Below are 26,942 nucleotides of genomic sequence, written 5' to 3'. Positions count from 1 at the left end.
TCCTGCCGCAAAACATACGCCGGCCGACGTGTTCGGCCCAGACCCCATTTCCAAGCGGGGGAATCCAAGATATCCGTCACACACGGTGCTTATCGCTTCGAATGAAGGACGTGCATGACTGAGCAGGACACCATATCCGCACTTGCGCCCCGGTTGGCGGAGGCGATCCGCAACAAGCTGATTGCCGGCGAGCTCAAGCCCGGTCAACGCCTGTCGGAAGTCAAATTGAGCAGCGATCTGCAGGTGTCCCGCAATTCGCTGCGCGAAGCGTTCCGGCTTTTGACCAAGGAAGGCCTGTTGCGGCACGAGCCCAATCGCGGCGTCTTCGTTGAAATCCCCAGCATGGCCTCGATCATCGATATCTACCGCGTGCGCCGTCTCATCGAGTGCCGGGCGCTGGCGCAGGCCTATCCGAAACATCCGGCGGTCGCCCGCATGCGCGCCGCCGTCGAAGAGGCGCGTGCCGCCAGCCTCTGCAGCGATTGGGGCACGGTCGGCAGCGCCAACATGGTCTTTCATGCAGCGATCGTCGATCTCGCCGACAGCGAACGGCTGAACGCTTTCTATCTGCAGATCGCGGCAGAGCTGCGTCTGAGTTTCGGACTTCTCGACAGCCCCGAACTTCTGCACGAGCCTTATATCGAGCTCAATGCCTCCATCCTTGAAAAGCTGAATGCCGGCGAGACGCAAGACGCTGCAGCCGCGCTGGAAAGCTACCTTCTCCAGTCGGAACGCACCGTGCTTGCCGCCTTCTCTCGTATTCCTGAAAAGGGCAGAAGCTGACCCTGCTGTTCCAAATCTGGCCATAGCTGACCCAGAACGGGACCGCTTGTCTGCGTATTAACGCAGCTTGACGGTTTCATGCGCCTCATCCCGATCCATCATGGGTGGATCCGCTGGCCCGTTGTACCCTGGTGCACTGCGGCATCGATCTCGTTTCACGATGCCCTGGCCAGCCGGACAGGAGATGATCATGCGCAAGACCGTTTTGAATGCCCTTGGGCAAACCCTCTACTACAGCGATAGTTCGACCGGGTTTTTCTCCGCAACCGGATCTGGCCCGGCGCTGAAGGGTACGGCCGGCCATGATTCGATGTGGGGCGACAGCGCCGTCAACGTCACGATGAGCGGCGGCACCGGCGACGATATCTACTATCTCTATTCGGCGATCAACCGCGCCTACGAGGCCGCAGGCGAGGGGATCGATACGATCAGCACTTGGATGAGCTATACCCTGCCGGACAATTTCGAAAACCTGACGGTCACCGGCAATCTGCGCTATGCCTTCGGAAACGCCGCCGACAATATCATCAAGGGCGGCTCAGGCCGGCAGACGCTGGACGGCGGCGGCGGCAATGATGTGCTGACCGGGGGTGCAGGGGCAGACACGTTCATTTTCGCCAAGGGGAATGGCAGCGACCTCATCACCGATTTTGAAGCCGCCGACATCGTCCGCCTGGACGGCTATTCGCTGACCTCTTTCGATCAGGTCCTCGCCCATGCGACACAGGAAGGCGCGCATCTGAGACTTGATCTCGGTGATGGCGAAAGCCTTGTCTTTGCCGATACGACCAGGACGGACCTCAGCGCCGGCCAGTTCGAGCTGAGCCTCGACCGCTCCGCACTGACGCGGACCTTCAGCGACAATTTCAACGCGCTGCAACTTGTGGACGGCACGCAGGGTGTCTGGGAGGCCAAATACTGGTGGGCGCCGGAGAAGGGCGCGACCTTGTCCGGCAATGGCGAATTGCAATGGTACGTCAATCCCCGCTACGCGCCGACATCCGCCAGCAATCCCTTTTCCGTCAGCGATGGCGTGTTGACGATAACGGCGGAGAAAACGCCTGATGCGCTCAAGGCAGAGGTCGGAGGCCATGCCTACACATCGGGCATGCTGACCACGCATGCTTCCTTTTCCCAGACCTATGGCTATTTCGAAATCCGTGCCGACATGCCGGATGAAAAAGGCGTGTGGCCGGCGTTCTGGCTGCTTCCGGAAGATGGCTCCTGGCCGCCGGAACTGGATGTCGTGGAGATGCGCGGCCAGGACCCCAATACCGTGCATGTCACGGTTCACTCCAACGAAACCGGAAAGCAGACATCCGTCGCCACCGCCGTCAGCGTCTCCGAAACGGAAGGTTTCCACACCTACGGCGTTCTGTGGCAGGAAGACGAGATCGTCTGGTATATCGATGATGTCGCCGTCGCGCGCGCTGATACACCGTCGGATATGCATAAGCCGATGTACATGATCGTCAATCTTGCCGTCGGCGGCATGGCGGGCGCGCCGTCAGACGGTCTGCCCAATGGTTCGGACATGAAGATCGACTATATCCGCGCCTACACGCTGGACGATCTCGCCTGATATCAGCCCTGCAAGTGCGTCAGTGACAGAGGCTCGCCGAAATCATTCTTCGGCTTCGGCGCCCGCAGCCTTGAACCGCTCTTCGAATTCGCGTCTCAGACTGCGCCGCACCTGCGCGGCACGTTCGCGGCGCTTGGCGACGCCGGTTATGGGGCTATAGGCGGGAACATTGGTCGGACGGCCGTCGGCGTCCACCGCCACCATGGTGAAATAACAGGAATTGGTGTGCCGCCGCTCGCCGGTGCGGATGGTTTCCGCCTCGACCCGGATGCCGACCTCCATCGATGTGCGGCCGGCATAGTTGATCGAGGCGCGAAAGGTGACGAGTTCGCCGACATGGATCGGTTGGCGGAAGACGACCTGATCGACCGACAGGGTCACGGCATATTCCTGCGAGAAACGCGAGGCGCAGGAAAAGGCGACCCGATCAAGAAGATTGAGCAGCGCGCCGCCATGCACCTTGCCGCTGAAATTGGCCATGTCGGGCGTCATCAGCACGACCATCTCGAGCCGGCTCGTGTCATGACCAGTTTCCAAAAACGTCACCCCTCTATCGCCATTCCCCAAATCGATCGTGATTATCCACAACCATCCGTGACTGTTCAAGCGCCCGTATTTTTACTCGGCCATCAAGCCGTCAAACACCTCAAGCATCGCATCCGCAATTGCCTTGCCAAGGGCCGCGCCATGTTCCTGAAGGGCGTCTTCGTTCATGTCACGGGCAGCCAGAGCCAGAGCCGCGCCCTCAGCCATGACGATTTCCTGCGCCCGCTGGATTGCCCAAAGGGCAAAGTCGCTGCGGCCATTGATTTCCACGGTGTCCATATCGATTTCCATTGTTGCAGTCCGGTTAAATGCTGAGTGTCCCACGCAGGCGCCGCTCTCCCATAGCAGGGGATCGCTGCAATGGAAAACAGGCTTGCAATCTTTGATGCCCGCACCAGATTGATGTGACCGGCGGTGAGGGAGAGGCATGATGGATGAGGCCGAAGCGGTGCTGGTTCGCATAGCCGGACGTGTCCAGGGTGTCGGTTTCCGGTTTTGGACGCGGGGCCAGGCGCAGAGGCTTGGCCTGTCGGGCTGGGTCCGCAACGAAGCGGACGGCTCGGTCGCGGCATTGATATGCGGACCTGGGCTCGCGGTCAAAGCCATGCTGGAGCGCTGCCGGATTGGACCTCCCGGTGCGTCGGTGACCGATGTGGAGGTGCGATCAGCACCGCTTGAGAACATCGCTGACAGATTTCGTATTTTGAAATAACCGGGCCACCTTCATGAGAAGTTGGTCGCATATAGTTGATTTTATTTGAATTCTTGGAAATTTGGCAGGTTGCGGCTGAAATCATTGATGTGCCTCATAAAGCGGGTGCAGCATTAATCGCTTGTCGATGCCGCACCGCAGCAATAAAAGGAATTCGTATTTTTGCAGTCAGGCATAAAACGGGGAACGAAAAACGCAGACGTTCTATTCACGCACAACAGGAGACTTTCATGTCTATTGTACTCAATAATTTCGACAATCTTGGCCTTGAGGCCATTGCCGGCGGCACCGTTGGCTCTCAGGTGAAAGCGCATCGTGAATCGGCCGGTTACAGCATTGAAGATCTTGCCGTAACCTGCGGACTGGCGAATACCGAGATTGCAGCCATCGAAGATGGCAGCGATGCCGATCCGGCCAAGTTGAGAAGAATTGCCGCAGCCCTGCAGGTCTCCGTGGCCGCGCTGCTGGGCACCGAAGTCTGAGGCAATTGCCGCGACCCGCCGTTTTGACGGCGGGGCTGCGGCCAGACGCTTAACTCCCATCCGGGCGCGTTGCCCTTCCGCGACCGCCCGCGCCGATGATTTCCTCCAGAATTTGATCATTCTCCCGCCAGCCAGAGGCAAGCCGGACGTTCCGGCCAAAGCTCTTGCTCCTGAAGATCGCCATGACCTGCAGCGGGTTGATTGTCTTTTTCATAAAACATCCGGATAAACGGGCTCCAATGCTTGAGTCGCACCTGCCCCGGCAGGATGCCATCTGCCGCATCGAGAGGAGCGGATTTTGACACCACACGCCCAGGATCGGACACTTGAACTCCACAATGTCAGCCGCAGTTTTGGCGCAACCGTCGCGCTTGATTCAGTGTCGCTGACGATCGCGTCCGGCGAGATCATCTGCCTTGTCGGCCAGTCCGGCTGCGGAAAATCGACCTTGCTGCGCATGATTGCCGGGGTGGATCGTGTCGATGGCGGCCGTATCGTGTTGAACGGCGAGGAGGTTTCAGGCCCCTCCCGCTTCGTCGAGCCGGAAGACCGCAAAATCGGTTTCGTGTTTCAGGACTATGCCCTTTTCCCGCATCTGACCGTCGAGCAGAACATCCTGTTCGGCCTGAAACGCCGTCCGAAACCGGAGGCTGCCGCCAGAACCGAAGACGTGATCGCGCATATCGGCATTGCCCATCTCAAGGGGCGCTATCCGCACATGCTGTCGGGTGGCGAGCAGCAGCGTGTGGCACTTGCCCGCGCGCTCGCTCCCCGGCCGGACATTCTGCTGATGGACGAGCCGTTTTCCAATCTTGACCGGGGATTGCGCGAAAAGGTTCGCGATGAAACCCTGTCTCTCCTGAAAAGCCTTGGCACCACCGTGATCATGGTCACCCACGATCCGGAAGAGGCGCTTTCGGCCGGCGACCGGGTGGTGTTGATGAAGGACGGCCGGATCGTCCAGGCGGGATCCGGTTACGATCTGCACGATCGGCCTGTATCTCCCTACGCCGCCGAGTTCTTCTGTGCCTTCAACAGGATTTCCGGTGTCTATACCAACGGCCAGATCGAAACGGCGATCGGCCGCTTTGGCCAGAGGCTCGATGGCCGCGATGGAATGCCAGCCACGGTGTATATCCGCCCGCAGGACATTTCGGTCGCACCCGGTCTGGGCACGCTTTCGGGGCAGGTGAAAAGCCGCACATTCCTCGGCGAAGTCGAGCAACTCGCAATCGCCGTCGATGGTCTTGACCAGGTATTGCAGGTCCGCACCATGCACCGCTTGCCGCCGCAGACGCAGACGGTCAGCCTGTCGGTTTTGCCCGATAGCTGGCTGGTGTTTTCGAACGCTTAAGTGCACGCACTGCCGCAAAGCCGGTTTACGGTAAAGTCCTCCAGGTAAACTTGACTGTTTTGATCAAATAATGCTCGACAGCGGTGCATCGTTCATCTGGAGGCACTTATGAATACGTCACGCATTGCAAAATCCACAGTTTTCACGGCGTCATTGCTGCTCGCTGCGGGCACTGCCTCGGCGGCCGAACTCAACATCTACACAACCCGCGAACCGGGCCTTATCCAGCCGCTGCTCGATTCCTTCACTGCCGCGACCGGCACCAAGGTCAACACGGTGTTCATGAAGGACGGTCTGGCCGAGCGCGTCGCCACAGAAGGCGCAAGCTCGCCGGCCGACATCCTGATGACCGTCGATGCCGGAAACCTGATCGATCTCGTTGAAAAGGGCATTACCCAGCCGGTCGAATCCACCGTTCTGACGGAATCGATCCCTGCTCAGCTGCGCGATGAAAAGGGCCATTGGTTTGCCTTGTCGATGCGCGCCCGCGTCATCTACGCCGCCAAGGATCTGGACTTGACGGCCTTCAACTATGAAGACCTGGCGGATCCGAAATGGAAGGGCAAGATCTGCATTCGCTCCGGCCAGCATCCCTACAACACCGCGCTGTTTGCCGATCATATCGCCCATTATGGCGCTGAAGCCACCGAAACATGGCTGACGGGTCTAAAAGATAACCTCGCCCGCAAGGCTGCCGGTGGCGACCGCGATGGCGCCAAGGATATTCTCGGCGGCATTTGCGATATTGCCGTGGCAAACTCCTATTATGTCGGCCTGATGCGCTCGGGCAAGGGCGGCGAAGAGCAGGTGGCCTGGGGCGATGCCATCAAGGTCGTGCTGCCGACATTCAAGGACGGTGGAACGCAGGTGAACATCAGCGGTGCTGCCGTGGCCAAGAACGCGCCCAACAAAGCCGAGGCCGTGAAGCTTCTGGAATATCTGGTCTCCGGCGACGCCCAGAAGATCTTCGCAGAAGCCAATTTCGAATATCCGGTCAAGGCTGGTGCCGCAGTCGATCCGATCGTGGCCTCGTTCGGCGAGCTGAAGATCGATCAAAAGCCGCTCACGGAAATCGTCAGCCACCGCAAGCAGGCGAGCGAACTGGTCGATAAAGTGGGCTTCGACAACTAAAAAACTGTTTGCGCCCGCCGGTTTGCGGGCGCCATTTCTTCCGCCCGAACGATGGATTTCAGCCGATGATCAGCGCTGCGCGAAGCTGGCCAAAGGGCCGGGCCGGAGCCCGCTGGTTGCTTGGCGCCGGCGCTGTCGCCTGTCTGGTCATGCTGCCCATCATCGCGCTTTTGCTGCAGGCGCTGCAAGGGTCTGCCGGGCTCTGGTCCCATCTCGTCTCGACCATCTTGCCGGCGGCGCTCGCTGATACGGCTATCCTTTTGGCCGGCGTCGGTCTGATCACCGCCATTCTGGGAACATCCACGGCCTGGCTGGTCACGGCCTATGCCTTTCCCGGCCGCCGGATGCTCGAATGGGCACTGCTGCTGCCGCTGGCAGTCCCCACCTATATCATCGCCTATGCCTATCTCGATATCCTGCACCCGATCGGCTCGGTGCAGGGGGCGATCCGCTGGATGCTCGGCTATTCCAGCCCGCGCGAATTCCGCCTGCCGGATGTGCGTTCGATGACGGGCTGCATCCTGCTTCTCGGTTTCGTGCTCTATCCCTATGTCTATATTCCGACACGGGCGATGTTCCTGACGCAGTCGGCCAATCTGATCGATGCGTCGCGCACGCTCGGGATCTCGCGCCGCGCCGTCTTCTGGCATGTCGCCCTGCCGCTTGCCCGGCCGGCGGTCGCCGTCGGGGTCAGCTTGGCGCTGATGGAAACCCTCAACGATATCGGTGCCTCGGAATTCCTCGGTGTGCGGACGCTGACCGTCTCGATCTACACGACCTGGATTACCCGCTCCGATCTGCCGGGCGCATCGCAGATCGCCCTCTCGCTGCTCATCGTCGTGGTTGCGCTGGTGGCCTTGGAGAAATGGGCGAGGGGCAAGCAGCGCTATTCGAGCGGCGCCCAGCGCAGCCGCCCCTTCGAGCCGCGCCGGGTATCGCGGGGAAAAGGCTTTCTCCTCCTGTTCGCAGGCCTCTTGCCGATCCTCATCGGCTTTGGCGCGCCCGCACTCTATCTGGTGACAGAAGCGTGGAAACGGATCGAATTTGCCGGACTGTCGCCACGCTTCTTTACCGAAGCGTTCAACACTATCGTGCTCGCCTCCGCCGCGACGATCGCAACTGTCCTTTGCGGGCTGCTCATCGCCTATGCCAGCCGCCTGCGGCCGGGCGCTGCGACGGCCTGGCTGCAGCGGCTTTCAACACTTGGTTATGCGGCACCGGGCACGGTCGTTGCGATCGGCGTGCTGATCGTGCTTGCCACTTTCGACGGCTTCATCGATCGCACGGCAAGTGCCTGGTTCGGCGTGTCGACGGGCCTGCTGTTTATCGGTTCGGGTGCGGCCTTGCTCTATGCCTATACCGTGCGGTTCCTCGCTATCTCGGCAGGCGGTATCGATGCCGGACTACAGCGAATCCCGATGTCATTCGACCATGCTTCCCGCGTGCTTGGCCAATCGGCGGCCGGTACATTCCGCCATGTCCATCTGCCACTGTCGAAAGCGGCGATCACGGCGGCCGGCCTCCTGGTCTTCGTCGATTGCGTCAAAGAACTGCCGGCGACCCTTCTGCTGCGGCCGCTCAACGTCGAGACATTCGCCACACATCTTTACGGCGAGGCCGCAAGGGGCACCTATGAGGAGGCCTCCATCGCCGCGCTCGCCATCGTCGTGATCGGAATATTGCCGGTGATCCTGCTCTCGCGGATGGGGCAGAGCCGGCAATAAGGTCGGTTGAGCAATCGCGGAGATCAAACCACACTGGCATCCCGGTGCGCCGCAAGAACAGACGTGGCGATGGCGATATCCTGAACCGCGATGCCGGTAAGATCAGCGATGGTGATATCGCCGGGATCGAGCCGGCCTTGCGCTGTGCCAGCGAGCACCGCTCCAAGCTCGACGCAGCTTGCGGCAGACATCTCCCCGGCGCGGAACGCCGCTGAGAATTCGCCGTGATCGAGAGACTGTTCGAGACTATCTGAGACGCGACGGTTGGCGCGGACAACCAGCGCCGTGTCCAGCTCCTGCTTGCCGGGTGCATCGGCGCCGATTGCGGTAATATGTGTGCCGGGCTTTATCCAGGCATCGCGGATCAGCGCTTGCCGCGAGGGTGTGGTGGTGATGATGATATCGGCGTCGCCGCAAAGACGCTCCAGATCGGGCGACGCGCTTGCGCCGATACCTTCCGCCGCAAGTTGGGTTTCCGTCTCCATCGCCTTGTCGTGCGACCGGCCCCAGATGGTGAACGAAAAATCCGTTTCCGGCATCGCGAGGCGCAGGCAGCGGATCTGCCAGCGGGCCTGAATGCCGGTTCCAATAATGGCCACCCGCCGTGCATCCGGGCGGCAAAGCGCCCGCGTGGCAATGGCGCCGCCAAGACCGGTGCGCAGGTCGGTCAAGAACCCCTCATCGAGCAGGATCGCTTCAAGGACGCCAGTTTGCGCCGAAAAAACCAGCATCACGCCGTGGGATGTCGGCAGCCCGATCGATGGGTTGCCATAGAATCCGGCGGCGATCTTGACGACGAAACTCGGGTCCCCGGCGATATGGCCGTATTTGATATGGCAATCGCCGTCCTTTTCCGGAAAGGCGAGATAGCCGACCGGCGGCATGACCGCCCGGCCGTCGGATGCGGCGATATAGGCGGCTTGAATGGCTGTGAGAGCGCGGCCGGGATCGACCAAGGCTTCGATCTGTGACCGGGACAGGATGATCATTCGTCCTCCGGCCGGTTCTGGTTCAGATATTTATAGACGGTCGCCCGGCCCATGCCGAGGATACGGGAAATATAGGCAGCGGAGTTCCTGCCCCCAAAGGCGCCGTCGGCGGAGAGGTCCTTGACCAGCTGCTGCTTCTGCTCACGGCTCAATCCGGCAATGATCAGCCCGCGCGATCCCGTCCAGTTCTGGATATATTCGTTGATCCGCTCGTGCCAGTCCTCCTTGAACAGGCTCGCCGGCTTGGCATGGTCGACGGGGATCGAGGCAAAGGCGCTCAATGTCTGCATCACCGCGTGGAAATGCGAGACGTCGGCATTGATGCACATCACCGCGATTGGCCGCTCGCCGCTGTCGCGCAGGATGATGCTGATCGATTTGATCCGGCGGCCGTCCCAATTGACCTTTTCATAGGGGCCGAGAAGCCGTTCGCTGGGGCGGAAATCGATCTCGTGCAACAGCGACGGCTCGCCGATCTCTCGCTTTGAAAAATTCCCGGCAATATGCGCCGCCGTTTCCGTCTCAAGATCGTGCAGCACGACCTCGACAAACGGCTGGAACAGCTGGGCAACGCCGTCGCAGACGGCGGCATAGGAGGCGAGCTCGGGTTTCATCCCGTCACGCCCTCATAAAGTCTGCAAGGCGCGAAAGCCCTGCCTCCAGATGATGCTTCTGCGCCCCGATGCCGATGCGCACATAGCCATCGAGACCGTAGACATCGCCCGGCACCAGCATGACGCTCTTTTGCTCGCGGACCCGATCGACCAGAACGGAGGAGTTGATCTCCCTGTTATAGCGGACGAAAGCCATGCCGCCGGCCTGCGGCGGCAGGTACGAAAACAGATTGTTATGCGCCTCGATCCAGGCGGTCAGCAGCGCCCGGTTTTCCCGAAGCAGATGGCGGCTGCGCGACAGGATTTCGGCGCGTTTGGCCGGCTGCAGCACGATATTGGCGATATGTTCGCTAAGCGCACCGGTGGTGATCGAGGTATAATCCTTGCGCTGCCAGGTGCCGTAGATTTCCTTGGCAGGCCCAACCAGCCAGCCAAGCCGCAGGCCCGGCAGCGCCATTGCTTTCGAAAGCCCCGCCGTCACCACCGCTTTTTCGTAGAGATCGGCAAAGCTGACGGATTCCTCCACATCCAGCTCGGACCCCTTGTAGATTTCGTCGGCATGCAGGTAGACGCCGTGTTCGCGGGCGATCGCGACAAGCGCGTCCATCGTTTCGCGCGGCAGGAGGCTGCCGGTCGGGTTGTTGGGATTGCACAGGCTGATCATCTTGGTCTTCGGCGTCACGGCGGCGCGCACCTCGTCGAGATCCGGCAGCCATCCAAGTTCTTCGCGCAGCACGATCTCCTTGACGGTGACGCCGAGCGCCTTTGCCCATCCCCGGATCTGCAGGTAGTTCGGCACGAACAGCACCAGTTCGTCGCCTGGCTCCAGAAGGGTCATCACCAGAATGAAGTTCGCTTCCGCCGAACCATTGGTGACCATGACGTTGTCACCGTCGCGGCCGGTGTACAGGCGGGAAATGGTATCGCGCAGCTCGACGCCGCCATTGGTCCAGCCATAACCCAGCTCCACCTCATGCAGGCCAAGCAGCTGATCGGGTGTCAGCAATTCCTTCAGCGAATAGGGATGAACGCCGCTATCGGAGAGATTATACTCCACCAGGTTTTCGTAGAGCGACTGGATCCGTTCGAGCGTGAATTCCTCGATCTGCATGGCGTAATCTCCGTGAAGGTTATGCGGCTGTGTATCACGAAGCACGTAGACAATAAAGTACAGAATGGAAATTATGTCTATAAACGCACGCGGAGCGGCGTGATTGCGCATCTCGAAATCCGATGGTATGAAAGCCGTTATCGAGAAAGGAGGGCTGCGCAATGAACACATTTTTCCGGCACCATCGCCAGCGTGGCCCCGTCAACGCCCTGCAAATGTGTTTGCAGGGCTGACCAAGGTCCGTTTCTCTTAAAAAACCGTCTTCTGGTCTGCCCTTCGTGGCACTGCAGCGCCGATCCCGTTGGTTTCGCTGTCTGCATTTTCCAATCCGCCGCGCGCGACGCATCGCATCGATGATGGCCTGAGAGCCCTCGATGGATGACCGTGCGGCAAGACCAGAGACAGATCCATGACCCTTATCAACATCCGCAATCTCGGCATAGTGCTGGGCAATCCGCTCTTTTCGAAACTCAATCTCGTCGTCAATGCCGGCGACCGTATCGGCCTTGTCGCCGCCAATGGCCGTGGAAAATCGACGCTCTTTCGCTGCATTTCAGGTGCGCTGGAGGCAACCGAAGGCGAGATCACCAAGGCTCGCGGCCTCACGGTCGGCTATGTCGAGCAGAATGTCCCAACACGCCTGTTCGAGCTGACGTTCTACGCCGCCGTCCTCGACGCACTCTCTGCGGATCAGCAGGAGAGCGAGAGCTGGCGTGTCGATGTGGTGCTGGAGGAACTCGATGTGCCCGAGGCGCTACGGCAACGGCCGCTGGCACAGCTGAGCGGCGGCTGGCAGCGCATCGCCATGCTCGCCCGCGTGTGGGTGACCGAGCCTGATGTGCTGATGCTGGACGAGCCGACCAACCATCTCGATCTCGGCAAGATCGCGATGCTTGAGGCATGGCTGAATGCCCTGCCGCGTGACGTTCCCGTCATTATCGCCAGCCACGACCGAGCCTTTCTCGCCGCCGTGACCAATCGCACGCTCTTTTTGCGCGCCGAGCAGTCGCAGATTTTTCCGTTGCCATATACGAGGGCGCGGGTCGCACTCGACGAGGCGGATGCTGCCGATGAGCGCCGCTATCAGCGCGACATCAAGGCCGCCGGGCAATTGCGCAAGCAGGCGGCCAAGCTCAACAATATCGGCATCAATTCCGGCAGCGATCTGCTCGTCGTCAAGACCAAGCAGTTGAAGCAACGGGCCGACAAGCTCGAGGACGCCGCCAAACCCGCCCATCTGGAGCGCTCGGCCGGTGCGATCAGGCTGGCCAATCGGGGCACCCATGCCAAGGTGCTGGTCACGCTCGAGGATGCCGCAGTGCAGACCCCGGATGGCACGCTGCTGTTTAAAACAGGCAAGCAATTCGTCTGCCAGGGCGACCGGATCGTGCTTCTGGGCGCCAATGGGGCGGGCAAGACCCGCCTCGTCATGATGCTGCGCAAGGCGATCGAACTGCCGGAGACGGCGCAGGAGGGCATCAAGGCGACGCCATCGCTGGTTCTCGGCTACGGCGACCAGGCCTTGGCCGATCTTCGCCCGGCTGAAACGCCGATGGCGACGATCATCCGCCGGTTCGACATCGGCGACCAGCGGGCGCGGGCGCTTCTGGCCGGAGCCGGAATGTCGATCGAGCTGCAGGCCCGCCCGGTCGGTCAGCTGTCCGGCGGCCAGAAGGCGCGGCTCGGCATGCTGATCCTGCGGCTCACCAATCCCAACTTCTATCTTTTGGACGAACCGACCAACCATCTCGATATCGATGGGCAGGAGGCGCTGGAGGCGGAACTGATGGCGCAGCAGACGAGCTGCCTGTTCGTTTCGCATGATCGAAGCTTCGTTCGCGCTGTCGCCAACCGGTTCTGGCTGATCGACAGGAAGAAGCTGGTCGAGGTCGATAGTCCCGAAGGGTTCTTCGCCGAGGCCGCCAAACAGAACTAGGCGCATTGAGACGGCCGGAAAGCTGGCCGTTTCCTTTGTCAGAAACGGGCGGCCTTCGTTTGGCGTTGCGCTTTGCGGCCGATTTTCCTATAGCCGGGACACGGGATGACGCGCGCGCCGCCACCCGTTTCCGTCTTTCGGCGTGCCCGGTTTCCGATGTCCAATCCCCCAAAGCCAAAGCCGGACGGCCGTTTTCGGATGTTCGTGCCCATTCTCGCCGGCGCCACCTTGCGTGAGCGGCTGATTGCCTGCGTCGGCGCTTTGATCGGCATCGGCCTGACCGGCCTCATCAGCAGCTATCTGCTCGGGCAAGGCCCGCATCTGCCCTTGATCGTGGCGCCCATGGGGGCGTCCGCCGTGCTTCTGTTTGCGGTCCCGGCCAGCCCGCTCGCGCAGCCCTGGTCGATCATCGGCGGCAACACGATTTCGGCGCTGGTGGGCATTATCACCGCCTCGCTGATCCACGATCCGGTCATCGCCTCCGGTGTCGGCGTCGCGCTGGCGATTGCCGCGATGTCCCTGGCGCGCTGCCTGCATCCGCCGGGCGGCGCTGCTGCGCTCACCGCCGTGCTCGGTGGACCGGTGGTTGCCGGTTGGGGGCTGTTGTTTCCGTTCGTGCCGGTCGGCCTGAATTCCTGCATCCTGGTGGCGCTCGGTCTGCTGTTTCACAAGCTTGCAAGGCGCAACTATCCGCATGTCGCAACCATCGCACCGGTCAATATCCACAGGACCGCAGACCCGCCGGCATCCTTGCGCGCCGGTTTCCGCGAGGAAGATCTCGACGCGGCCCTTGCAGCGTTCGACGAGACCTTCGACATCGACCGGGGGGATCTCAGCCGCCTGTTGCAGCAGGTCGAGCTTCAGGCAGTCATCCGCGCCCATGGCGATATCCGCTGCGCCGACATCATGTCGCGTGACGTCATCGCGATCAATGCCGATGCCGATCCCGCTGAGGCGCGTGCGCTGCTTTTGAAGCACAATATCCGCACGCTGCCGGTGAAGGACGCGGACGGCAGGCTGGCGGGCACGGTCGGTTTGCGCGAACTTTTCCGTCCGGCAACGCGTGTCGGCGAAATCCTGTCGAAAGCGGCAACCGCGTCGGACACCGACCCGGCATTCTCCCTGTTGCCGGTTCTGACGGACGGACACGCCCATGCCGTCATCGTGATCGATAGCGAGCATCGTATTCTGGGGCTGATATCCCAGACCGATCTTTTGAGCGCGGCCGCCCGCGCGTTGCCAACCGGCAGCGCCACGCCGTAAGATGAGAGTGATGGCGCCGCCGGAGGGCGCCAGCCCCATGTGATACGTTTAGAGACCGGCGATCTTCATCAGGTCTTCCCGTGCGCCGGGTGCCGTGGCCAGAACGGGCGAACCCTTGGTCAGCTGTTCGCCCTCCACAGGGAAGGGGTGATACCAGCCACCCGCTTCCTTGACGAGGCAATAGCCGGCAAGGCAATCCCAGGCATGCATATAGGGCTCGTAATAGCCGACGAGGCGGCCTGCGGCGACATAGGCAAGCATCAACGCGCCGGAACCGTTGCGGATAAAGTTGCCGCCCGCTTCCAGGAGATCTTCGACCATCTTTCCGACGAAGGCCGGCGTCACATAATTGTTGGCGCCGATGCCGGTAACGGCATTGCGGATGGTGCGGGAGGGATCGAGGGTGAGAACGCGGCCGTTGAGCGTCGCGCCCTTGCCGCTTGCGCTCGCATAAAGCTCGTCATGGCAGGGCGCGCAGATGACGCCGATCACCGGCTCGTCATTGTGCAAAACGGCGATGGAGACGCACCAGTTCGGCATGCCGTTAACGAAGGGGCTGGTGCCGTCGATCGGATCGACCACCCAGGTATAACCGCTATCGCCACGGGCAAGCCCATATTCCTCCCCCAGGAACCCGTCGCCGGGATGGGCTTCGGCAACGCGGGCGCGAATGAGGTTTTCGACCTCGCGGTCGGCAATGGAAACGACGTCCTGCAGGTCGCGCTTGGTTTCGATCACCAGCGTCTCGCGCCGGTTGTAATAGTCGAGCGCGACGCTGCCGGCTTCCTTGGCGATGGCCTGTGCCAAGGCAAAGCGCACGTCGAGCCCGGATATCTGCGATGTCATGGAATGGTCCTTCTGTAATATTGCGTGGCTCAGCCGTTGATGATGGCGATGCCGCGTCCCTTGAAACCGATGGCGACTTGCGTCGATGGTGCAAGCGCACGCTCGACGGCCGGATCGACGACGAAAAGCCTGCCTGTGCTTGTCTCTACCTCGTATTCCACATGGTCGCCAAGATAGGCGGAATGGGTGATCTGGCCGGGGAAGGCGGCCCCCGATGCCGGCTCGAGCGTGATCGAATTCGGGCGCACGGCAAGCTTTGCCGGTCCGGGGCGGGCATTGCGGCTGGGAACCCGATGTTCGAGCGCACCGATGCGGATGGTGGCGTCGGCGCCATCGACACTGATGACGTCACAGGCAACCACATTGGCCTCGCCCATGAAATCGGCAATGAAGGCCGAAGCCGGCGCCTCGTAGAGATCGCGCGGCGAGCCTTCCTGGGCAATCACCCCGTCCTTCATGATGACGATCCGGTCGGACACGGCGAGCGCCTCGTCCTGGTCATGGGTGACGTAGACGGCGGTAAAGCCAAGACGCTGCTGCAGGTCGCGGATTTCGGTGCGCACCTGGCGGCGCAGCCGGGCGTCAAGGTTGGACAACGGCTCGTCGAGCAAAAGAACCTGTGGCTCGAGCACCAGCGCACGGGCAACGGCGACGCGCTGCTGCTGGCCGCCCGAAAGCTCGGCGGGCAGCCGCGCGCCCATGCCGGCAAGGCCGACGAGCTTCAGGCCTTCTTCCGCCTTTTCCCGCGCCTCCTTTTTCTTCAGACCGGACGATTCCAGGCCGTAGGCCACGTTGTCGAGCGAGCTCATATGCGGAAACAGCGCATAGGACTGAAACACCATCGAAACGTCGCGCTCGTTGGCTGGCAGCATGGTGACATCCTTGCCGCCGATCAGGATCCGGCCTGCGCTTGGATGTTCAAGGCCGGCCAGCATGCGCAACGTCGTGGTCTTGCCGCAGCCGGAGGGACCGAGCAGCGTGACCAGCTGGCCGGGCTCGATGGTCAGCGACAGGTCGTGAATGGCGGTAAAGGCGCCGAACTGCTTCTTGATATTTTGAAAGACGACCGAGCCGGAGCGGGGGGTGATCATACGGTTTTCTCCTGACCGAGGGAAAGGGAAGGGGCTGTGGTGATGCCGGCCACGCGATTTTCGCGCCGCAGCCGGCGTTCCCCGACGAGAAGCTGGAAGCCGGCGATAACGACGATCATCACCACGATCAGCATGGAGGAATAGGCGATTGCAACGCCGTATTCGCCGTTTTCGACGAGGCCGACAATATAGGAGGTCGCCATATTGTATTGGGCGCTGACAAGGAAGATGACGGCGCTGATGGAGGTGATGGCGCGCACGAAAGAATAGACCAGTGCGGCGGTGATCGCGGGCCTAAGTAACGGCAGGATGACCTTGCGGATCGTGCGGAAGCTGGTGGCGCGCAGGGTGAGCGATGCTTCGTCAAGGCTCTTGTCGAGCTGGCTCATGGCCGCCACGCCACCGCGCACACCGACCGGCATGTTGCGGAAGACGAAGCAGGCAATCAGGATCAGCGCCGTGCCGGTCATTTCCAATGGCGGCAGGTTGAAGGCCATGATGTAGCTGATGCCGATGACGGTACCCGGAATGGCAAAACTCATCATCAGGGCGAATTCGAACACGTTGCGGCCGGCAAATTTCTGGCGGACGATCAGATAGGCGGTCAGCAGCCCGACCGCCGCCGTCAGCGGCGCCGAGATCAACGCAATCTCGATCGTGGTCCAGAAGGAATTCCAGGCAACGCCGGTCCAGGCGAGGGCCCCATCGCGCATTTCAACGGAGAAGGCGCGGGCGTAATGTTCGAGCGTCAGCGAATTGTCCAGACCCCAGGTCTTCACGAAGCCGCCGAACAGGATCATGCCGTAGATCACGACCGTGAAGATCATCCACGGGATGACCATGGCGTGCACAGCAATGGAGATCGAGCGGGGCAATGCGATATGCGAACCGCTGTCACCTTTGCCGGTCACGGTGGCGAAATTCTTGCCGGACAGCCAGTAGCGCTGCGCAAGGAAGGCCGTCAGCGTGAAGCACAGCAGGATGATGGCGAGAACGGCGGCGCGCGAGGGATCGTTCTGCGAGCCGACCACGGCAAAGAATATTTCTGTCGAAAGCACGCCATGACTGCCGCCGAGCACCAGCGGATTGCCGAAATCGGCCATGCTTTCGATAAAGCCGATCAGAAAGGCGTTGGCGATGCCCGGCTTCATCAATGGCAGCGATACGTGCCAGAAGGTGCGCCAGCGGTCGGCCCGCAGCGTCTGGGACGCTTCTTCCATGGATGGGCTGACGCCTTCGACGACGCCGATGAGCACCAGGAACGAAATCGGCGTGAATGACAGGACCTGGGCGATCCAGATGCCGGTCAGGCCATAAAGCCATCGGCCGGGCTCGATGCCGAACAGGTTGGACAGGCTCTCGGTGATCACGCCGGCGCGGCCGAACAGCAGGGTGAGCGCAAGGCCGATGACGAAGGGCGGGGTAATGATCGGCAGCACGGTCAAAAGCCGCAGGCCCTTTTTGAAGGGAAAGCGCGTGCGGGTGGCGACCAGCGCAAACGCAAGCCCCATGATGGTCGAGCCGCCGGCCGTCATCAGCGCCAGCCAGAGCGTGCGCCAGGCAACGCCGCAGCGCTCGCCGCCAACCACGCAACCGAGGCTCCAGATCGAATTGTCCTGGATATTGCGGGTAAAGCCATCGGGATTGAACGAGCCGTCGAAATCCTGGAACGCGCCGACCAGCATGCTGCCGACCGGATAGAACACGAAGATCGCAACAAGAAAGACCAGGATGGCGATGGAGGCAACGACGAAAGCATCGCCCTTCATGACGCCGCGTTCGGCAAGGCCGAAGGAAAAGATCAGCACGAAGGCAAAAGCCGACAGGACAGCGCCCGCCCCCATCGATGGCTGACCGTCGGCCAGGGCGCCGAACATGGTTTCGCTGACCGTCCAGGACCAGCCGGAAAAGCCGATTGCCAGACCCTGAAGCGTCAGGAAAAGAACGCCAATTGCGCCAGCGATGGCAAGCACGGTTCCGCGCCGCATCGGATCAGCAATGAACCGTGCTGCGACGGCGGCCGCCATGACGGCGGCGGCGACGCCGAGCCACAAGCGGCCAAAGCCGAGGATCTGCAGGATGCCGGGCGCGACGGAGGCCTCAGACGGAAAGCCCGAAAGCCAGCCAAAGCCGAGGAAGCCGCCCTCGATCCGGTACCACGGAACGAGGAAAAACGCCGCGATCCCCAGTGCGAGGACAATATCCAGTCTGCGGTTGCGATGGTCCATGACGATCCTCGCGCCTTTTCATGATGTCAAAGATGGAATGATGGTTGGCCGGAGACCGCGCCGCAATCTGTGGAGGGTTGCGCGATCCCCGGCCGGCAGAAACTTTAAGCCGCCCGGGACACGAAATGCCCGGAACGGCCAGTTTACCTTTAGTTGGCGTTGGCGCTGATCTCGCGGTCCCAGCGCTCGAGCAGTTCCTTGCGCTTGGCCGGATCGCCATAGGTCTTGAAGTCGTAGTCGATCAGCTTGATGTCCTCGAAGCGTGGTGCTTCCTTGGGGATCTCAGCCGTCTTGTTGGACGGAAGCTGGAAGGATTTCGCATCCTTCATCCGCGACTGCACGTCCGGCTGCAGGGCCCAGTCGTACCAGGTCTTGGCATTGTCGAGGTTCTTGGCACCCTTGACGATCGACATCGAGCCGATCTCGTAACCGGTGCCTTCGCACGGTGCGACCGACTTGACCGGGAAGCCTTCGGCCGTCTGGGCAACCGCATCATGCATGAAGACGATGCCGATCGCCGTTTCGCCGCGTGCGGCCGCCTTGACCGGGGCGGAGCCAGACTTGGTATACTGCGAGATATTGGCGTTCAGCTTCTTCAGATAATCATAGGCTTGATCTTCGCCCATGATCTGCACCAGGGATGCCAGTGCCGTATACGCGGTACCCGACGAGTTCGGGTTGGCGATCTGGATTTCGCCCTTGAATGCGGGGTCGAGAAGATCGGCCCAGCATTTCGGCTCCTTGAACCCCTTGGCCTTGAAAATCTCGGTATTGTAACCCCAGCCGAGTGCGCCGGCATAGACGCCGACCGTCTTGTAGCCGGAGCTTTCCGCCTGTTTTTTGGCCCAATCCTGCAACTGGTCGAGCATGGGCGACTTGTATTCCAGAGTCAGGTTTTCCGATGCCGCCTGCAGGTGCGGATCGCCGGTGCCAGCCCACCAGATGTCGGTCTTCGGGTTGCGCGCCTCGGCACGGATCTTGGCATAGGTCTCGCCGGACGAGAGGCGGACCATGTTGACCTTGATGTCGCCATGCGCCTTCTCGAAGTCACCCTTCATCTGCTCGCAAATGACCACATCGGCCGAGCAGATCAGGTTGAGGCCGCCGGCCGCATGGGCCGAAAAAGCTGAGAGTGTCGTTCCGGCGGCCAGTGCCGCGACGGCAAGATATCGTGAACCCATGAAATTTCCTCCTGTTGAAGCAGCGCCTCCACGCTGCTCGCTTTTTGCAAGCGTGTGCAAATGCTGCATGAGATGAAAACCGCTGTCAAACAAATTCTTCACAAAACTGTCATAATTCGGCGGATCGAACGCTTGCACGCAATTGCAAAATTGTGCAGATTGTTGCTCCAGGGTGGAGTGTCCGGTGTCGCAGAAACTATTCGTCAGTGCCCAGGAAGTGGCTGAAAAAGCGGGCGTTTCGCGTTCTGCGGTTTCCCGCACCTTTACGTCTGGCGCCAGCGTATCGCCGAAGACACGGCAAAAGGTGCTCGATGCTGCGGAAGCGCTTGGCTATCACGTCAATCACCTCGCACGCGGGCTCATGCGCAATGAAAGCGGCATCGTCTGCCTGATCGTCTCGGAAATCGGCACGCCCTATCGCTCAGCGCTGCTGCGGGCGCTGACCCAGCAGCTGCAAAATTCCGGCAAGGTGGCGATGCTGATCAACACGGACCGGTCGGACGGCAGCGTCGATCTGGCGTTGAGGCAGGCGATCCGCTACCGCGCCGATGCCTCGATCATCCTGTCCGGCCTGCCGGATAAGTCGATCACCGACCTCTGTCTGAAGAACGGCCAGCGCTTGGTGCTGATCAATCGCGATGATGACCGGGAAGGGCCGCTGAAGATCAACCTGGATGACGCCGATGCAGCAGCCCGCATTGCCACCGCCTTCGTGCGCGCCGGTTGCCGCAGGCTGGCTTTTGCCAATTCGCAGGCGGGAACGCCGAGCCTGATGGCGCGCGAGCACGGTTTCGTCGCCGCCGCGACAGCCCTCGGCATGGATGTGATCGTCGAGCGGTTCGGCCATACCGGTTATGAAAGCGGCCGTGTCGTCGCCCAGCAGCTTTTGACCCGCAAGGAGCGTCCAGACGCGGTGTTCTGCGCGACCGACCTGCTTGCCTGCGGCTTCATGGATGCTGCCCGGCATCAATTTTCTATGTCCGTTCCCGATCAGATCTGCGTCGCCGGTTTCGACGATATCGAACAGGCTTCCTGGTCATCCTATGGATTGACGACATTCGCGCAGCCCGTGGACATGATTGCCCGCGAGGCCGTGTCCTGGCTGGTATCGGAGACGCCCGAGCCCGAGCACCATACGGTGCGTCTGCATGCCGATCTGGTCTGGCGCACCTCGATCAGGGGCGGTTAAGCCCCATGGGCAGTGCGCTGAAAAAATTGCCGAAAAAGTCCGGCACGTTTTTGTCGGAACTGGTGCCCTTTACCAATGCGCTCTTCCGCGAGCGCATCCGGGAGCAATTTGCGGCACTCTGTTATCGCGTTCGCGCCGATAGCGGCAGGTTCGAAGTGCTGTTGGTAACGAGCCGTGACAGTGGCCGTTGGATCATTCCCAAGGGCTGGCCGATGGCGGGCAAAAAGCCGCATGAGGTCGCGGCGATCGAGGCTTTCGAGGAAGCGGGCGTGCGCGGCAAGGCTAAGAAGAAACCGCTCGGATATTTCACCTATCTGAAAACGCTCGACAATGGCCAGCGGGTACCGTGCTGCGTTCAGGTCCATCTGCTGAATGTGAAAGAAAGCTGCGATGTGTTTCGGGAGAAAGGCCAGCGGCTGACAGAATGGGTATCCTGCGTCGAGGCAGCCCGGCGTGTGCGCGAGCCGGAATTAAAGGGGCTCTTCCTCTCGATGCAGCGAGTGGTGTTTTCCTAGCTCTTCCGGCAGGGAAGAGCGGTCTGAAAGAACCTGATGAAGTCTACGCCGCGTCCACCTCTGGGCGCGACGACCGGTCGGTCTGCTACAGCAAGATTTTACCCAAACCGTTCCATGGCAAAATCGGCTGGTGCCGAGCCAAAGCCATGCGCTGATCCATGTGTGACCGTGCTGTTCAGGCGGCTCGTTTTCGAGAGTGCGGCGGTGTTATCGAACGTCGCCAGCGACAATAGGAGAGCGGCGCCGAGCGTAAATCCGAATGCGAGATAAGAAAACTTTGCGAGCATGTCATTTACTCCTGTTTACCTCATCTGCGCAAACGTGGCGCAGATGGGAAAGTTCCATCGGCTTGAAGGGATCGTGTCACTTGTCCGGGGATGCGCCGCTGCCCAGTCAGAATCGGTTTAAGCGATCAGTCTGCCAGCGCGCTCTGCGCGCTGATAGTTGACCATGCAGCGGATGCATGGGTGTCCTGAAGTATTGGCGCTGTTACTCCATAATCGGGAGGCTTATACACAGCGCATCAGAACGACAACGGCGCCGCTGAATGGCAGCCGGGACCGCAAAGCCCTTGGAAAGGGGATTATCATGAACGTAGCACGCTCTTTCAACAATTGGCGCAAGTACCGTCAGACGGTCACCGAACTCGGCCGCATGACCAGCCGCGAATTGCGCGACCTCGGCATCGACCGCGCCGATATCCACAGCATCGCTCGCGCCTCGGTCGCTCGCTAATACCGCGCAACGCCACCTCCAGCGACGTTTCCCAAAATGCCCGTGGCCCTTGCTGCGGGCATTTTCGTGTCTGGGATAAACTTCCCGTCAGAACGCACTGATTTGTCATTCGCGTTCGTACAAGGGTGTGCCAATCTGCCGGCAATCTGATTCCGGGGGGCTAGAGATTGGAACATGTGTTTTTGCGGCGGACGGAATTGTCGCGGCCTGATGTGAATGCCGGGGATGCAAGCGTCCTGTTTGCGGCCCATTACGGCCTGTCGGGGCCGATCGTGGAACTCGGCAGCCAGCAGGACCGGAACTACCGTATCGATACGGAAAACGGCCGCTTCGTCCTCAAGATCTGCCGCGCCGACTATGCCACCCTGGAGCTGGAAGCCCAGAACGCTGCGATGCGCCATATCGCAGTCAAGGCCGGAGCTCCACGCGTTCCAAGGCTTGTGGCGGCCTCAGATGGTGCCGAGATCCTGTTCGTCACCGTGCGCGGTGAAGCCTATCAAATTCGTCTGCTCGATTATATCGACGGACAACCGCTGACGCAGCGCAAGCATTTGCCTGTGACGACGGTTGCCGCACTCGGCGCGCTCGGCGGCAAACTGGCACTGGCACTTGCGGATTTCACGCATCCCGGCCTGTCGCGTGACCTGCAATGGGATCTGCGCAACGCCGCACCGGTGGTCAGCCATCTGCTGTCGGCAGTAAAGGACGCGGACCGCAAAGCGCGCATCGGCCGGGAGATGGACGCGGCCATGCGCCGTCTGGATGGCCTGAAGCCGGAGCTGAGGCAGCAAGCAATCCATCACGACGTCACCGACGACAATGTCGTCAGCCTGCCCAATGACGCCGGCCAGCTGATACCGGACGGCGTGATCGATTTCGGCGATGTCATCGACGGCTGGCTTGTTGCCGATCTCGCTGTAACCTGCGCCTCGCTTTTGCACCATGCCGATGGCGATCCCGGCATCATCCTGCCGGCGGTCAAGGCGTTCCACGAGGTCTATCCGCTGAACGGCGCGGAACTGCGCGCGCTTTGGCCTTTGATCGTGGCGCGGGCCGCAGTGCTGGTGGCCAGCAGCGAACAGCAACTGGCGCTTGATCCGGACAATGCTTATGTCGCCGGCAATATCGGCCACGAACGGGAAATTTTCGATGTCGCGGTCTCTGTGCCTTCATCCGTGATGGAGGTCGCGATCCTGCAAATTCTCGGCCAGCCCCGCGATCTGCAGCCTGTCATCACCGGCGAACAGCTCCTGCCGGAAATCGACATATCCCGGATTGCCGTGCTTGAGCTGAACAGCCAAAGCGCGCTGTTCGATGGCGTTGCGTGGCCGCAGCCGGGTCTCGAAGACCAGCTGTTTTTGGCGGCATCCGCTGAAAATGATGGTGTCTCAACCCGGTATGGCGAATACCGGCTGACGCGGACCGCGCTGCTTTCGCCGGCCCCCGCGCCGACATGTGCCCTTCATGTCGATCTGCTGCTCCCGGCGGGCACAAACGTATCGGCGCCGTTCAGCGGCATTTTGAAACTGACTGATGGCGGCCTGATTTTGCTCGGGCGGGATGCCGCCCTGCATCTGGCTGGGATCGATGCCCTGCCGGGTCCGGACGATTTCATCCATCCCGGCCAGCCGCTGGGCCTGGTTGCAGGTCCGCCTGGAGACAACAGCGTGCTGCGCGTCCAGCTCTGCCGCGACAAGGAACTGGTGCCGCCGCCTTTCGTGCCGCCGGATCACGCTGCCGCATGGCTGGAGCTTTGCCCGTCACCGGCAAGGCTGCTGGGCTTTGATTGCGACGCACCGGTGCCTGAGAGCGCAGCGCTTCTGTCGCGCCGCCAGAGCCATTTTGCCAGGCCGCAGAAGAATTATTACGAGACGCCGCCGCAGATCGAGCGCGGCTTGCGCGAACACATGGTCGATGTCGAAGGCCGCGCCTATCTCGACATGGTCAATAATGTCACGATCCTTGGCCATGGCCACCCCCGTCTTGCCGGCGCCGTGCACCGGCAATGGCTTCGGCTGAACACCAATTCCCGGTTTCACTATGCCTCCGTCGCCGATTTTTCCAGGCGGTTGGCAGAGCTTGCGCCGGATGGGCTCGATACGGTGTTTCTGGTCAACAGCGGCTCGGAAGCCAATGACCTGGCGCTGCGGCTCGCCTGGGCAGCCTCGGGCGCACGCAACATGCTGTGCCTGCTGGAGGGGTATCACGGCTGGTCGGTTGCCAGCGATGCGGTCTCCACCTCGATTGCCGACAATCCGCAGGCATTGACCACCCGGCCGGGCTGGGTCCATCCGGTCATGGCGCCCAACACCTATCGCGGCCCGTTTCGCGGGGAGGGTTCGACCGCAGCCTATGTGGAAGCTGTCCAGCCGGTGCTGGAAACGCTCGATCGCGATGGCAATGGGCTGGCCGGCTTCATCTGCGAATGTGTCTACGGCAATGCCGGCGGCATCCCGCTACCGCCGGGCTATCTGAAGGACATCTACGCGAGGGTCCGCGCGCGCGGTGGCGTCTGCATCGCCGATGAGGTCCAGGTCGGCTATGGCCGCCTCGGGCACCATTTTTGGGGCTTTGAGGAGCAGGGTGTGGTCCCCGATATCATCACGGTCGCCAAGGGGATGGGCAACGGCCATCCGCTCGGCGCCGTCATCACCACCAGGGCGATCGCCGATGCGCTGGAGGAGGAAGGCTATTTCTTCTCCTCCGCCGGCGGCAGTCCGGTGAGTTCGGTCGTCGGCCTGACGGTGCTCGATATCATGCGCGACGAAGGCCTGCAGGAGAATGCCCGTAGCGTCGGCGATCATCTGAAGCGCCGTCTACAGGCGCTGGGACAACGCTTTCCGCTTGTCGGCGCCGTGCATGGCATGGGCCTTTATCTCGGGCTGGAATTCGTGCGGGACCGCGAGACGCTGGCGCCGGCCACCGCCGAAACGGCGGCAATCTGCGACCGACTGCTGCAACTCGGCGTCATCATGCAGCCGACCGGCGATTATCTGAACGTGTTGAAGATCAAACCGCCGCTGTGCCTGTCGAAGCAGAGCGCTGATTTCTTTGCCGATATGCTGGAGCGCGTGCTGTCGGACGGATGGTGAGGAAGAGTTTTACCCCGGTTGAATTGCGCAGCCGGATCGGCTTAGCTCGCGCAACGTCTTAAAAAGCAAGCAGCGAGTAGCATCATGACGCAGACCGCCGATATCATCATCCTCAATGCCCGTGTTCTGACGCTGGATGAGGAGCGGCCCCGGGCCGAGGCGGTGGCGATCGCCGCCGGTCATATCCTGGCCGTCGGCACGGCTGCGCAGATGGAAGCATTTCGCGGCGCGGGCACCGAGGTGATCGATGCTGCCGGCGGCACGGTGCTTCCCGGTTTCTCCGAAAATCACATGCACCTGTTTTCAGGCGCCGCCGAACTCGACCATCTTCAACTCGCCGGTATCAGCGGACTGGCAGCGCTGACAGACGCCGTCCAAGCCTATGCGCAGACGCGGACCACCGAGAAGGTCCTCTTTGCACAGGGCGCGGATTATACGATCCTCGGTGACGAGCGGCTGACGCGCCATCACCTCGATGCGATCCTGGCTGACCAGCCATTGGTTCTCTTCGCGCCCGATCATCATACGGCCTGGGCCAATACCAAGGCGCTGGAACTGGTCGGCATGGTGCACGGCGCAGAGCTTGGCCCTGGCAATGAGGTCGTGGTGGGGTCCGATGGCCTGGCGACAGGGGAACTGCGGGAAATGGAGGCCTTCAGCCCGTTGCAGGCAGCCGGCGGTTTCGATCGCTACCGCCTTGGCCTGTCCACCGGCGGCGAGCCAGACCCCTATCCCAATGACGCCGAATGGGCGCAGGATATCGCCGTGATGCGGCGTGGTCTCGATTATTGCTCCCGCCACGGCATTACCACCATCCAGAACATGGACGGAAATCTCTATCAGCTGGAGCTTCTTGCCGCGATCGAGAAAGAGGATGGCAGCCTGCCGTGCCGGGTGATCATTCCGTTCCATTTCAAGAATTTCATGTCGATCGACATGCTTGAGAAAGCATCCGAACTCGCCCGCCGCTTTACCAGCGACTGGCTGTCATCCGGCGTCGTCAAGGTCTTCTACGATGGCGTGCTCGACAGCTGGACCGCCGTGATGGTCGAGCCCTATGCCGACAAGCCCGGGGATTGCGGCGAAGGTCTTTTCACGCCCGAAACGTTTCGCGATGTCGCTGTGGAGGCCGACCGGCGCGGTCTGCAGATCGCGGTTCACGCGATTGGCGATGGCGCCGTGCGGGCGGTGCTTGACGGCTACGAGGCCGCGCGTATCCAAAATGGCACACGCGACAGCCGGCATCGCATCGAGCATATCGAAGTTGTGCATCCCGATGACATCGCCCGGTTTGCGCAACTCGGCGTCATCGCCTCGATGCAGCCTCCGCATCCGCCGGGCTGCGCCGGCGTGCCGCTGGAGCCGACCGTATCGCGCATCGGCCGGGACCGCTGGCCTGTCAGCTATGCCTGGCGCACGCTCAAGGATGCCGGCGCGCATATCTGCTTTGCCTCGGATTGGCCGGTATCGCCGATTGACCCGATCATCGGCATAGAGGCTGCCGTGACCCGCAAGCGCTGGGCTGAAAGCGACCCGGACCAGTCGTTTTCGCTTGAGGAAGCGCTTTCAGCCTATTGCGTCGAAGGCGCATATGCCGAGTTCAAGGAGGATCGCAAGGGCATGGTCCGCGCTGGTTATCTCGCCGATATTGTCGTGCTGAATGGTGATATCGAGGCCGTAGCCGCAGCTGAGTTGCAGACGATCCGGCCCACCACCACAATTTGCGGCGGGCGTATCAGTTTCTCATCCCGATGATTTTTAGATCAAAATATCAAGAATGCTGTTGTCAACGCGAGGCCGCTGTGGTCACCTAGCGCAAAGCCAAAAAGGCGGGAACA

The 26,942-nt window shown here is 61.3% G+C and carries 25 protein-coding genes; 14 read left to right on the top strand and 11 right to left on the bottom strand.

Annotated features, from left to right (window positions below; genetic code table 11):
• The first annotated feature begins 114 nt into the window (after positions 1-114).
• Together ASD32_RS04660 and ASD32_RS04655 are read left to right on the top strand one after the other, a co-directional pair.
• Positions 115-783 (top strand): GntR family transcriptional regulator, encoded by a 669-nt coding sequence (locus ASD32_RS04660; RefSeq protein WP_060636735.1) that lies wholly within the window; start codon positions 115-117, stop codon positions 781-783.
• Positions 784-973: 190 nt separating this feature from the next.
• Positions 974-2,365 (top strand): family 16 glycosylhydrolase, encoded by a 1,392-nt coding sequence (locus ASD32_RS04655; protein WP_060636732.1) that lies wholly within the window; start codon positions 974-976, stop codon positions 2,363-2,365.
• 42 nt (positions 2,366-2,407) lie between these two features.
• Here the strand turns inward: ASD32_RS04655 and ASD32_RS04650 are convergent, their stop codons facing one another.
• Together ASD32_RS04650 and ASD32_RS04645 are read right to left on the bottom strand one after the other, a co-directional pair.
• Positions 2,408-2,869: an acyl-CoA thioesterase gene (locus ASD32_RS04650; RefSeq protein WP_060636730.1), complete on the bottom strand. Its 462-nt coding sequence runs from the start codon at positions 2,867-2,869 to the stop codon at positions 2,408-2,410.
• Between the two features lie 114 nt (positions 2,870-2,983).
• Positions 2,984-3,190 (bottom strand): hypothetical protein, encoded by a 207-nt coding sequence (locus ASD32_RS04645; protein WP_060636925.1) that lies wholly within the window; start codon positions 3,188-3,190, stop codon positions 2,984-2,986.
• A 148-nt stretch (positions 3,191-3,338) separates the two neighbouring features.
• On the opposite strand from ASD32_RS04645, the gene ASD32_RS04640 reads away from it, so the two are divergent.
• Complete coding sequence (locus tag ASD32_RS04640) at positions 3,339-3,623, top strand: acylphosphatase (protein WP_060636728.1); 285 nt, start codon at positions 3,339-3,341, stop codon at positions 3,621-3,623.
• Between the two features lie 230 nt (positions 3,624-3,853).
• On the top strand, positions 3,854-4,105 hold the full coding sequence (locus ASD32_RS04635) for a helix-turn-helix transcriptional regulator (RefSeq protein ID WP_060636726.1): 252 nt from the start codon (positions 3,854-3,856) through the stop codon (positions 4,103-4,105).
• 49 nt (positions 4,106-4,154) lie between these two features.
• On the opposite strand, the gene ASD32_RS29405 is transcribed toward ASD32_RS04635, so the two are convergent.
• Positions 4,155-4,319, bottom strand: coding sequence for a hypothetical protein (locus ASD32_RS29405; RefSeq protein WP_156383055.1), 165 nt, complete (start codon positions 4,317-4,319; stop codon positions 4,155-4,157).
• Between the two features lie 84 nt (positions 4,320-4,403).
• Between ASD32_RS29405 and ASD32_RS04630 the strand changes: the two genes are divergently transcribed.
• From ASD32_RS04630 to ASD32_RS04620, 3 genes are all read left to right on the top strand, one after another.
• Positions 4,404-5,459 carry an ABC transporter ATP-binding protein gene (locus tag ASD32_RS04630; protein ID WP_060636723.1) on the top strand — a complete coding sequence of 352 codons (1,056 nt, stop codon included), beginning with the start codon at positions 4,404-4,406 and terminating at the stop codon, positions 5,457-5,459.
• Between the two features lie 108 nt (positions 5,460-5,567).
• On the top strand, positions 5,568-6,590 hold the full coding sequence (locus ASD32_RS04625; RefSeq protein ID WP_060636721.1) for a Fe(3+) ABC transporter substrate-binding protein: 1,023 nt from the start codon (positions 5,568-5,570) through the stop codon (positions 6,588-6,590).
• A 149-nt stretch (positions 6,591-6,739) separates the two neighbouring features.
• Positions 6,740-8,314, top strand: coding sequence for an iron ABC transporter permease (locus tag ASD32_RS04620; RefSeq protein WP_060636924.1), 1,575 nt, complete (start codon positions 6,740-6,742; stop codon positions 8,312-8,314).
• Positions 8,315-8,337: 23 nt separating this feature from the next.
• Here ASD32_RS04620 and ASD32_RS04615 read toward each other — a convergent pair whose 3' ends face one another.
• From ASD32_RS04615 to ASD32_RS04605, 3 genes are read right to left on the bottom strand one after another with little or no spacing between them, the layout of a single operon-like run.
• Positions 8,338-9,303 (bottom strand): hypothetical protein, encoded by a 966-nt coding sequence (locus ASD32_RS04615; RefSeq protein ID WP_060636719.1) that lies wholly within the window; start codon positions 9,301-9,303, stop codon positions 8,338-8,340.
• Positions 9,300-9,917, bottom strand: a complete 618-nt coding sequence (locus tag ASD32_RS04610; RefSeq protein ID WP_060636718.1) for a PAS domain-containing protein — start codon at positions 9,915-9,917, stop codon at positions 9,300-9,302. Before ASD32_RS04610 ends, ASD32_RS04615 begins: the two co-directional genes overlap by 4 nt.
• Positions 9,918-9,921: 4 nt before the next feature.
• On the bottom strand, positions 9,922-11,028 hold the full coding sequence (locus ASD32_RS04605) for an aminotransferase class I/II-fold pyridoxal phosphate-dependent enzyme (protein ID WP_060636716.1): 1,107 nt from the start codon (positions 11,026-11,028) through the stop codon (positions 9,922-9,924).
• A 409-nt stretch (positions 11,029-11,437) separates the two neighbouring features.
• Between ASD32_RS04605 and ASD32_RS04600 the strand changes: the two genes are divergently transcribed.
• Together ASD32_RS04600 and ASD32_RS04595 are read left to right on the top strand one after the other, a co-directional pair.
• Positions 11,438-12,964 carry an ABC-F family ATP-binding cassette domain-containing protein gene (locus ASD32_RS04600; RefSeq protein ID WP_060636715.1) on the top strand — a complete coding sequence of 509 codons (1,527 nt, stop codon included), beginning with the start codon at positions 11,438-11,440 and terminating at the stop codon, positions 12,962-12,964.
• A 156-nt stretch (positions 12,965-13,120) separates the two neighbouring features.
• Complete coding sequence (locus ASD32_RS04595; RefSeq protein ID WP_156383053.1) at positions 13,121-14,227, top strand: HPP family protein; 1,107 nt, start codon at positions 13,121-13,123, stop codon at positions 14,225-14,227.
• 48 nt (positions 14,228-14,275) lie between these two features.
• On the opposite strand, the gene ASD32_RS04590 is transcribed toward ASD32_RS04595, so the two are convergent.
• The 4 genes from ASD32_RS04590 to ASD32_RS04575 form a co-directional block, all read right to left on the bottom strand.
• Complete coding sequence (locus tag ASD32_RS04590) at positions 14,276-15,073, bottom strand: inositol monophosphatase family protein (RefSeq protein ID WP_060636712.1); 798 nt, start codon at positions 15,071-15,073, stop codon at positions 14,276-14,278.
• A gap of 29 nt (positions 15,074-15,102) precedes the next feature.
• Complete coding sequence (locus ASD32_RS04585; RefSeq protein ID WP_060636711.1) at positions 15,103-16,164, bottom strand: ABC transporter ATP-binding protein; 1,062 nt, start codon at positions 16,162-16,164, stop codon at positions 15,103-15,105.
• Positions 16,161-18,392 carry an iron ABC transporter permease gene (locus ASD32_RS04580; RefSeq protein WP_060636710.1) on the bottom strand — a complete coding sequence of 744 codons (2,232 nt, stop codon included), beginning with the start codon at positions 18,390-18,392 and terminating at the stop codon, positions 16,161-16,163. The genes ASD32_RS04585 and ASD32_RS04580 overlap by 4 nt, the downstream gene beginning before the upstream one ends.
• A gap of 149 nt (positions 18,393-18,541) precedes the next feature.
• On the bottom strand, positions 18,542-19,573 hold the full coding sequence (locus ASD32_RS04575; protein WP_060636922.1) for an ABC transporter substrate-binding protein: 1,032 nt from the start codon (positions 19,571-19,573) through the stop codon (positions 18,542-18,544).
• 184 nt (positions 19,574-19,757) lie between these two features.
• Between ASD32_RS04575 and ASD32_RS04570 the strand changes: the two genes are divergently transcribed.
• Together ASD32_RS04570 and ASD32_RS04565 are read left to right on the top strand one after the other, a co-directional pair.
• Positions 19,758-20,762: a substrate-binding domain-containing protein gene (locus tag ASD32_RS04570; RefSeq protein ID WP_060636709.1), complete on the top strand. Its 1,005-nt coding sequence runs from the start codon at positions 19,758-19,760 to the stop codon at positions 20,760-20,762.
• A gap of 5 nt (positions 20,763-20,767) precedes the next feature.
• The gene (locus ASD32_RS04565) at positions 20,768-21,277 is read left to right on the top strand and encodes an NUDIX hydrolase (RefSeq protein WP_060636708.1); all 510 of its coding nucleotides are present in this window, start codon (positions 20,768-20,770) and stop codon (positions 21,275-21,277) included.
• Positions 21,278-21,375: 98 nt separating this feature from the next.
• Here ASD32_RS04565 and ASD32_RS04560 read toward each other — a convergent pair whose 3' ends face one another.
• Positions 21,376-21,564 carry a hypothetical protein gene (locus tag ASD32_RS04560; protein WP_060636707.1) on the bottom strand — a complete coding sequence of 63 codons (189 nt, stop codon included), beginning with the start codon at positions 21,562-21,564 and terminating at the stop codon, positions 21,376-21,378.
• 301 nt (positions 21,565-21,865) lie between these two features.
• On the opposite strand from ASD32_RS04560, the gene ASD32_RS28865 reads away from it, so the two are divergent.
• From ASD32_RS28865 to ASD32_RS04550, 3 genes are all read left to right on the top strand, one after another.
• Complete coding sequence (locus ASD32_RS28865; protein ID WP_082546640.1) at positions 21,866-22,012, top strand: DUF1127 domain-containing protein; 147 nt, start codon at positions 21,866-21,868, stop codon at positions 22,010-22,012.
• A gap of 167 nt (positions 22,013-22,179) precedes the next feature.
• The gene (locus ASD32_RS04555) at positions 22,180-25,104 is read left to right on the top strand and encodes an aminotransferase (RefSeq protein ID WP_060636706.1); all 2,925 of its coding nucleotides are present in this window, start codon (positions 22,180-22,182) and stop codon (positions 25,102-25,104) included.
• Positions 25,105-25,188: 84 nt separating this feature from the next.
• Positions 25,189-26,859 carry an amidohydrolase gene (locus ASD32_RS04550; RefSeq protein ID WP_060636705.1) on the top strand — a complete coding sequence of 557 codons (1,671 nt, stop codon included), beginning with the start codon at positions 25,189-25,191 and terminating at the stop codon, positions 26,857-26,859.
• Positions 26,860-26,942: the final 83 nt, after the last annotated feature.

It is taken from the genome of Rhizobium sp. Root483D2 (assembly GCF_001426685.1).
Classification (GTDB): Bacteria; Pseudomonadota; Alphaproteobacteria; order Rhizobiales; family Rhizobiaceae; genus Pararhizobium; species Pararhizobium qamdonense.
This window is presented reverse-complemented; position numbering and strand designations above follow the sequence as displayed.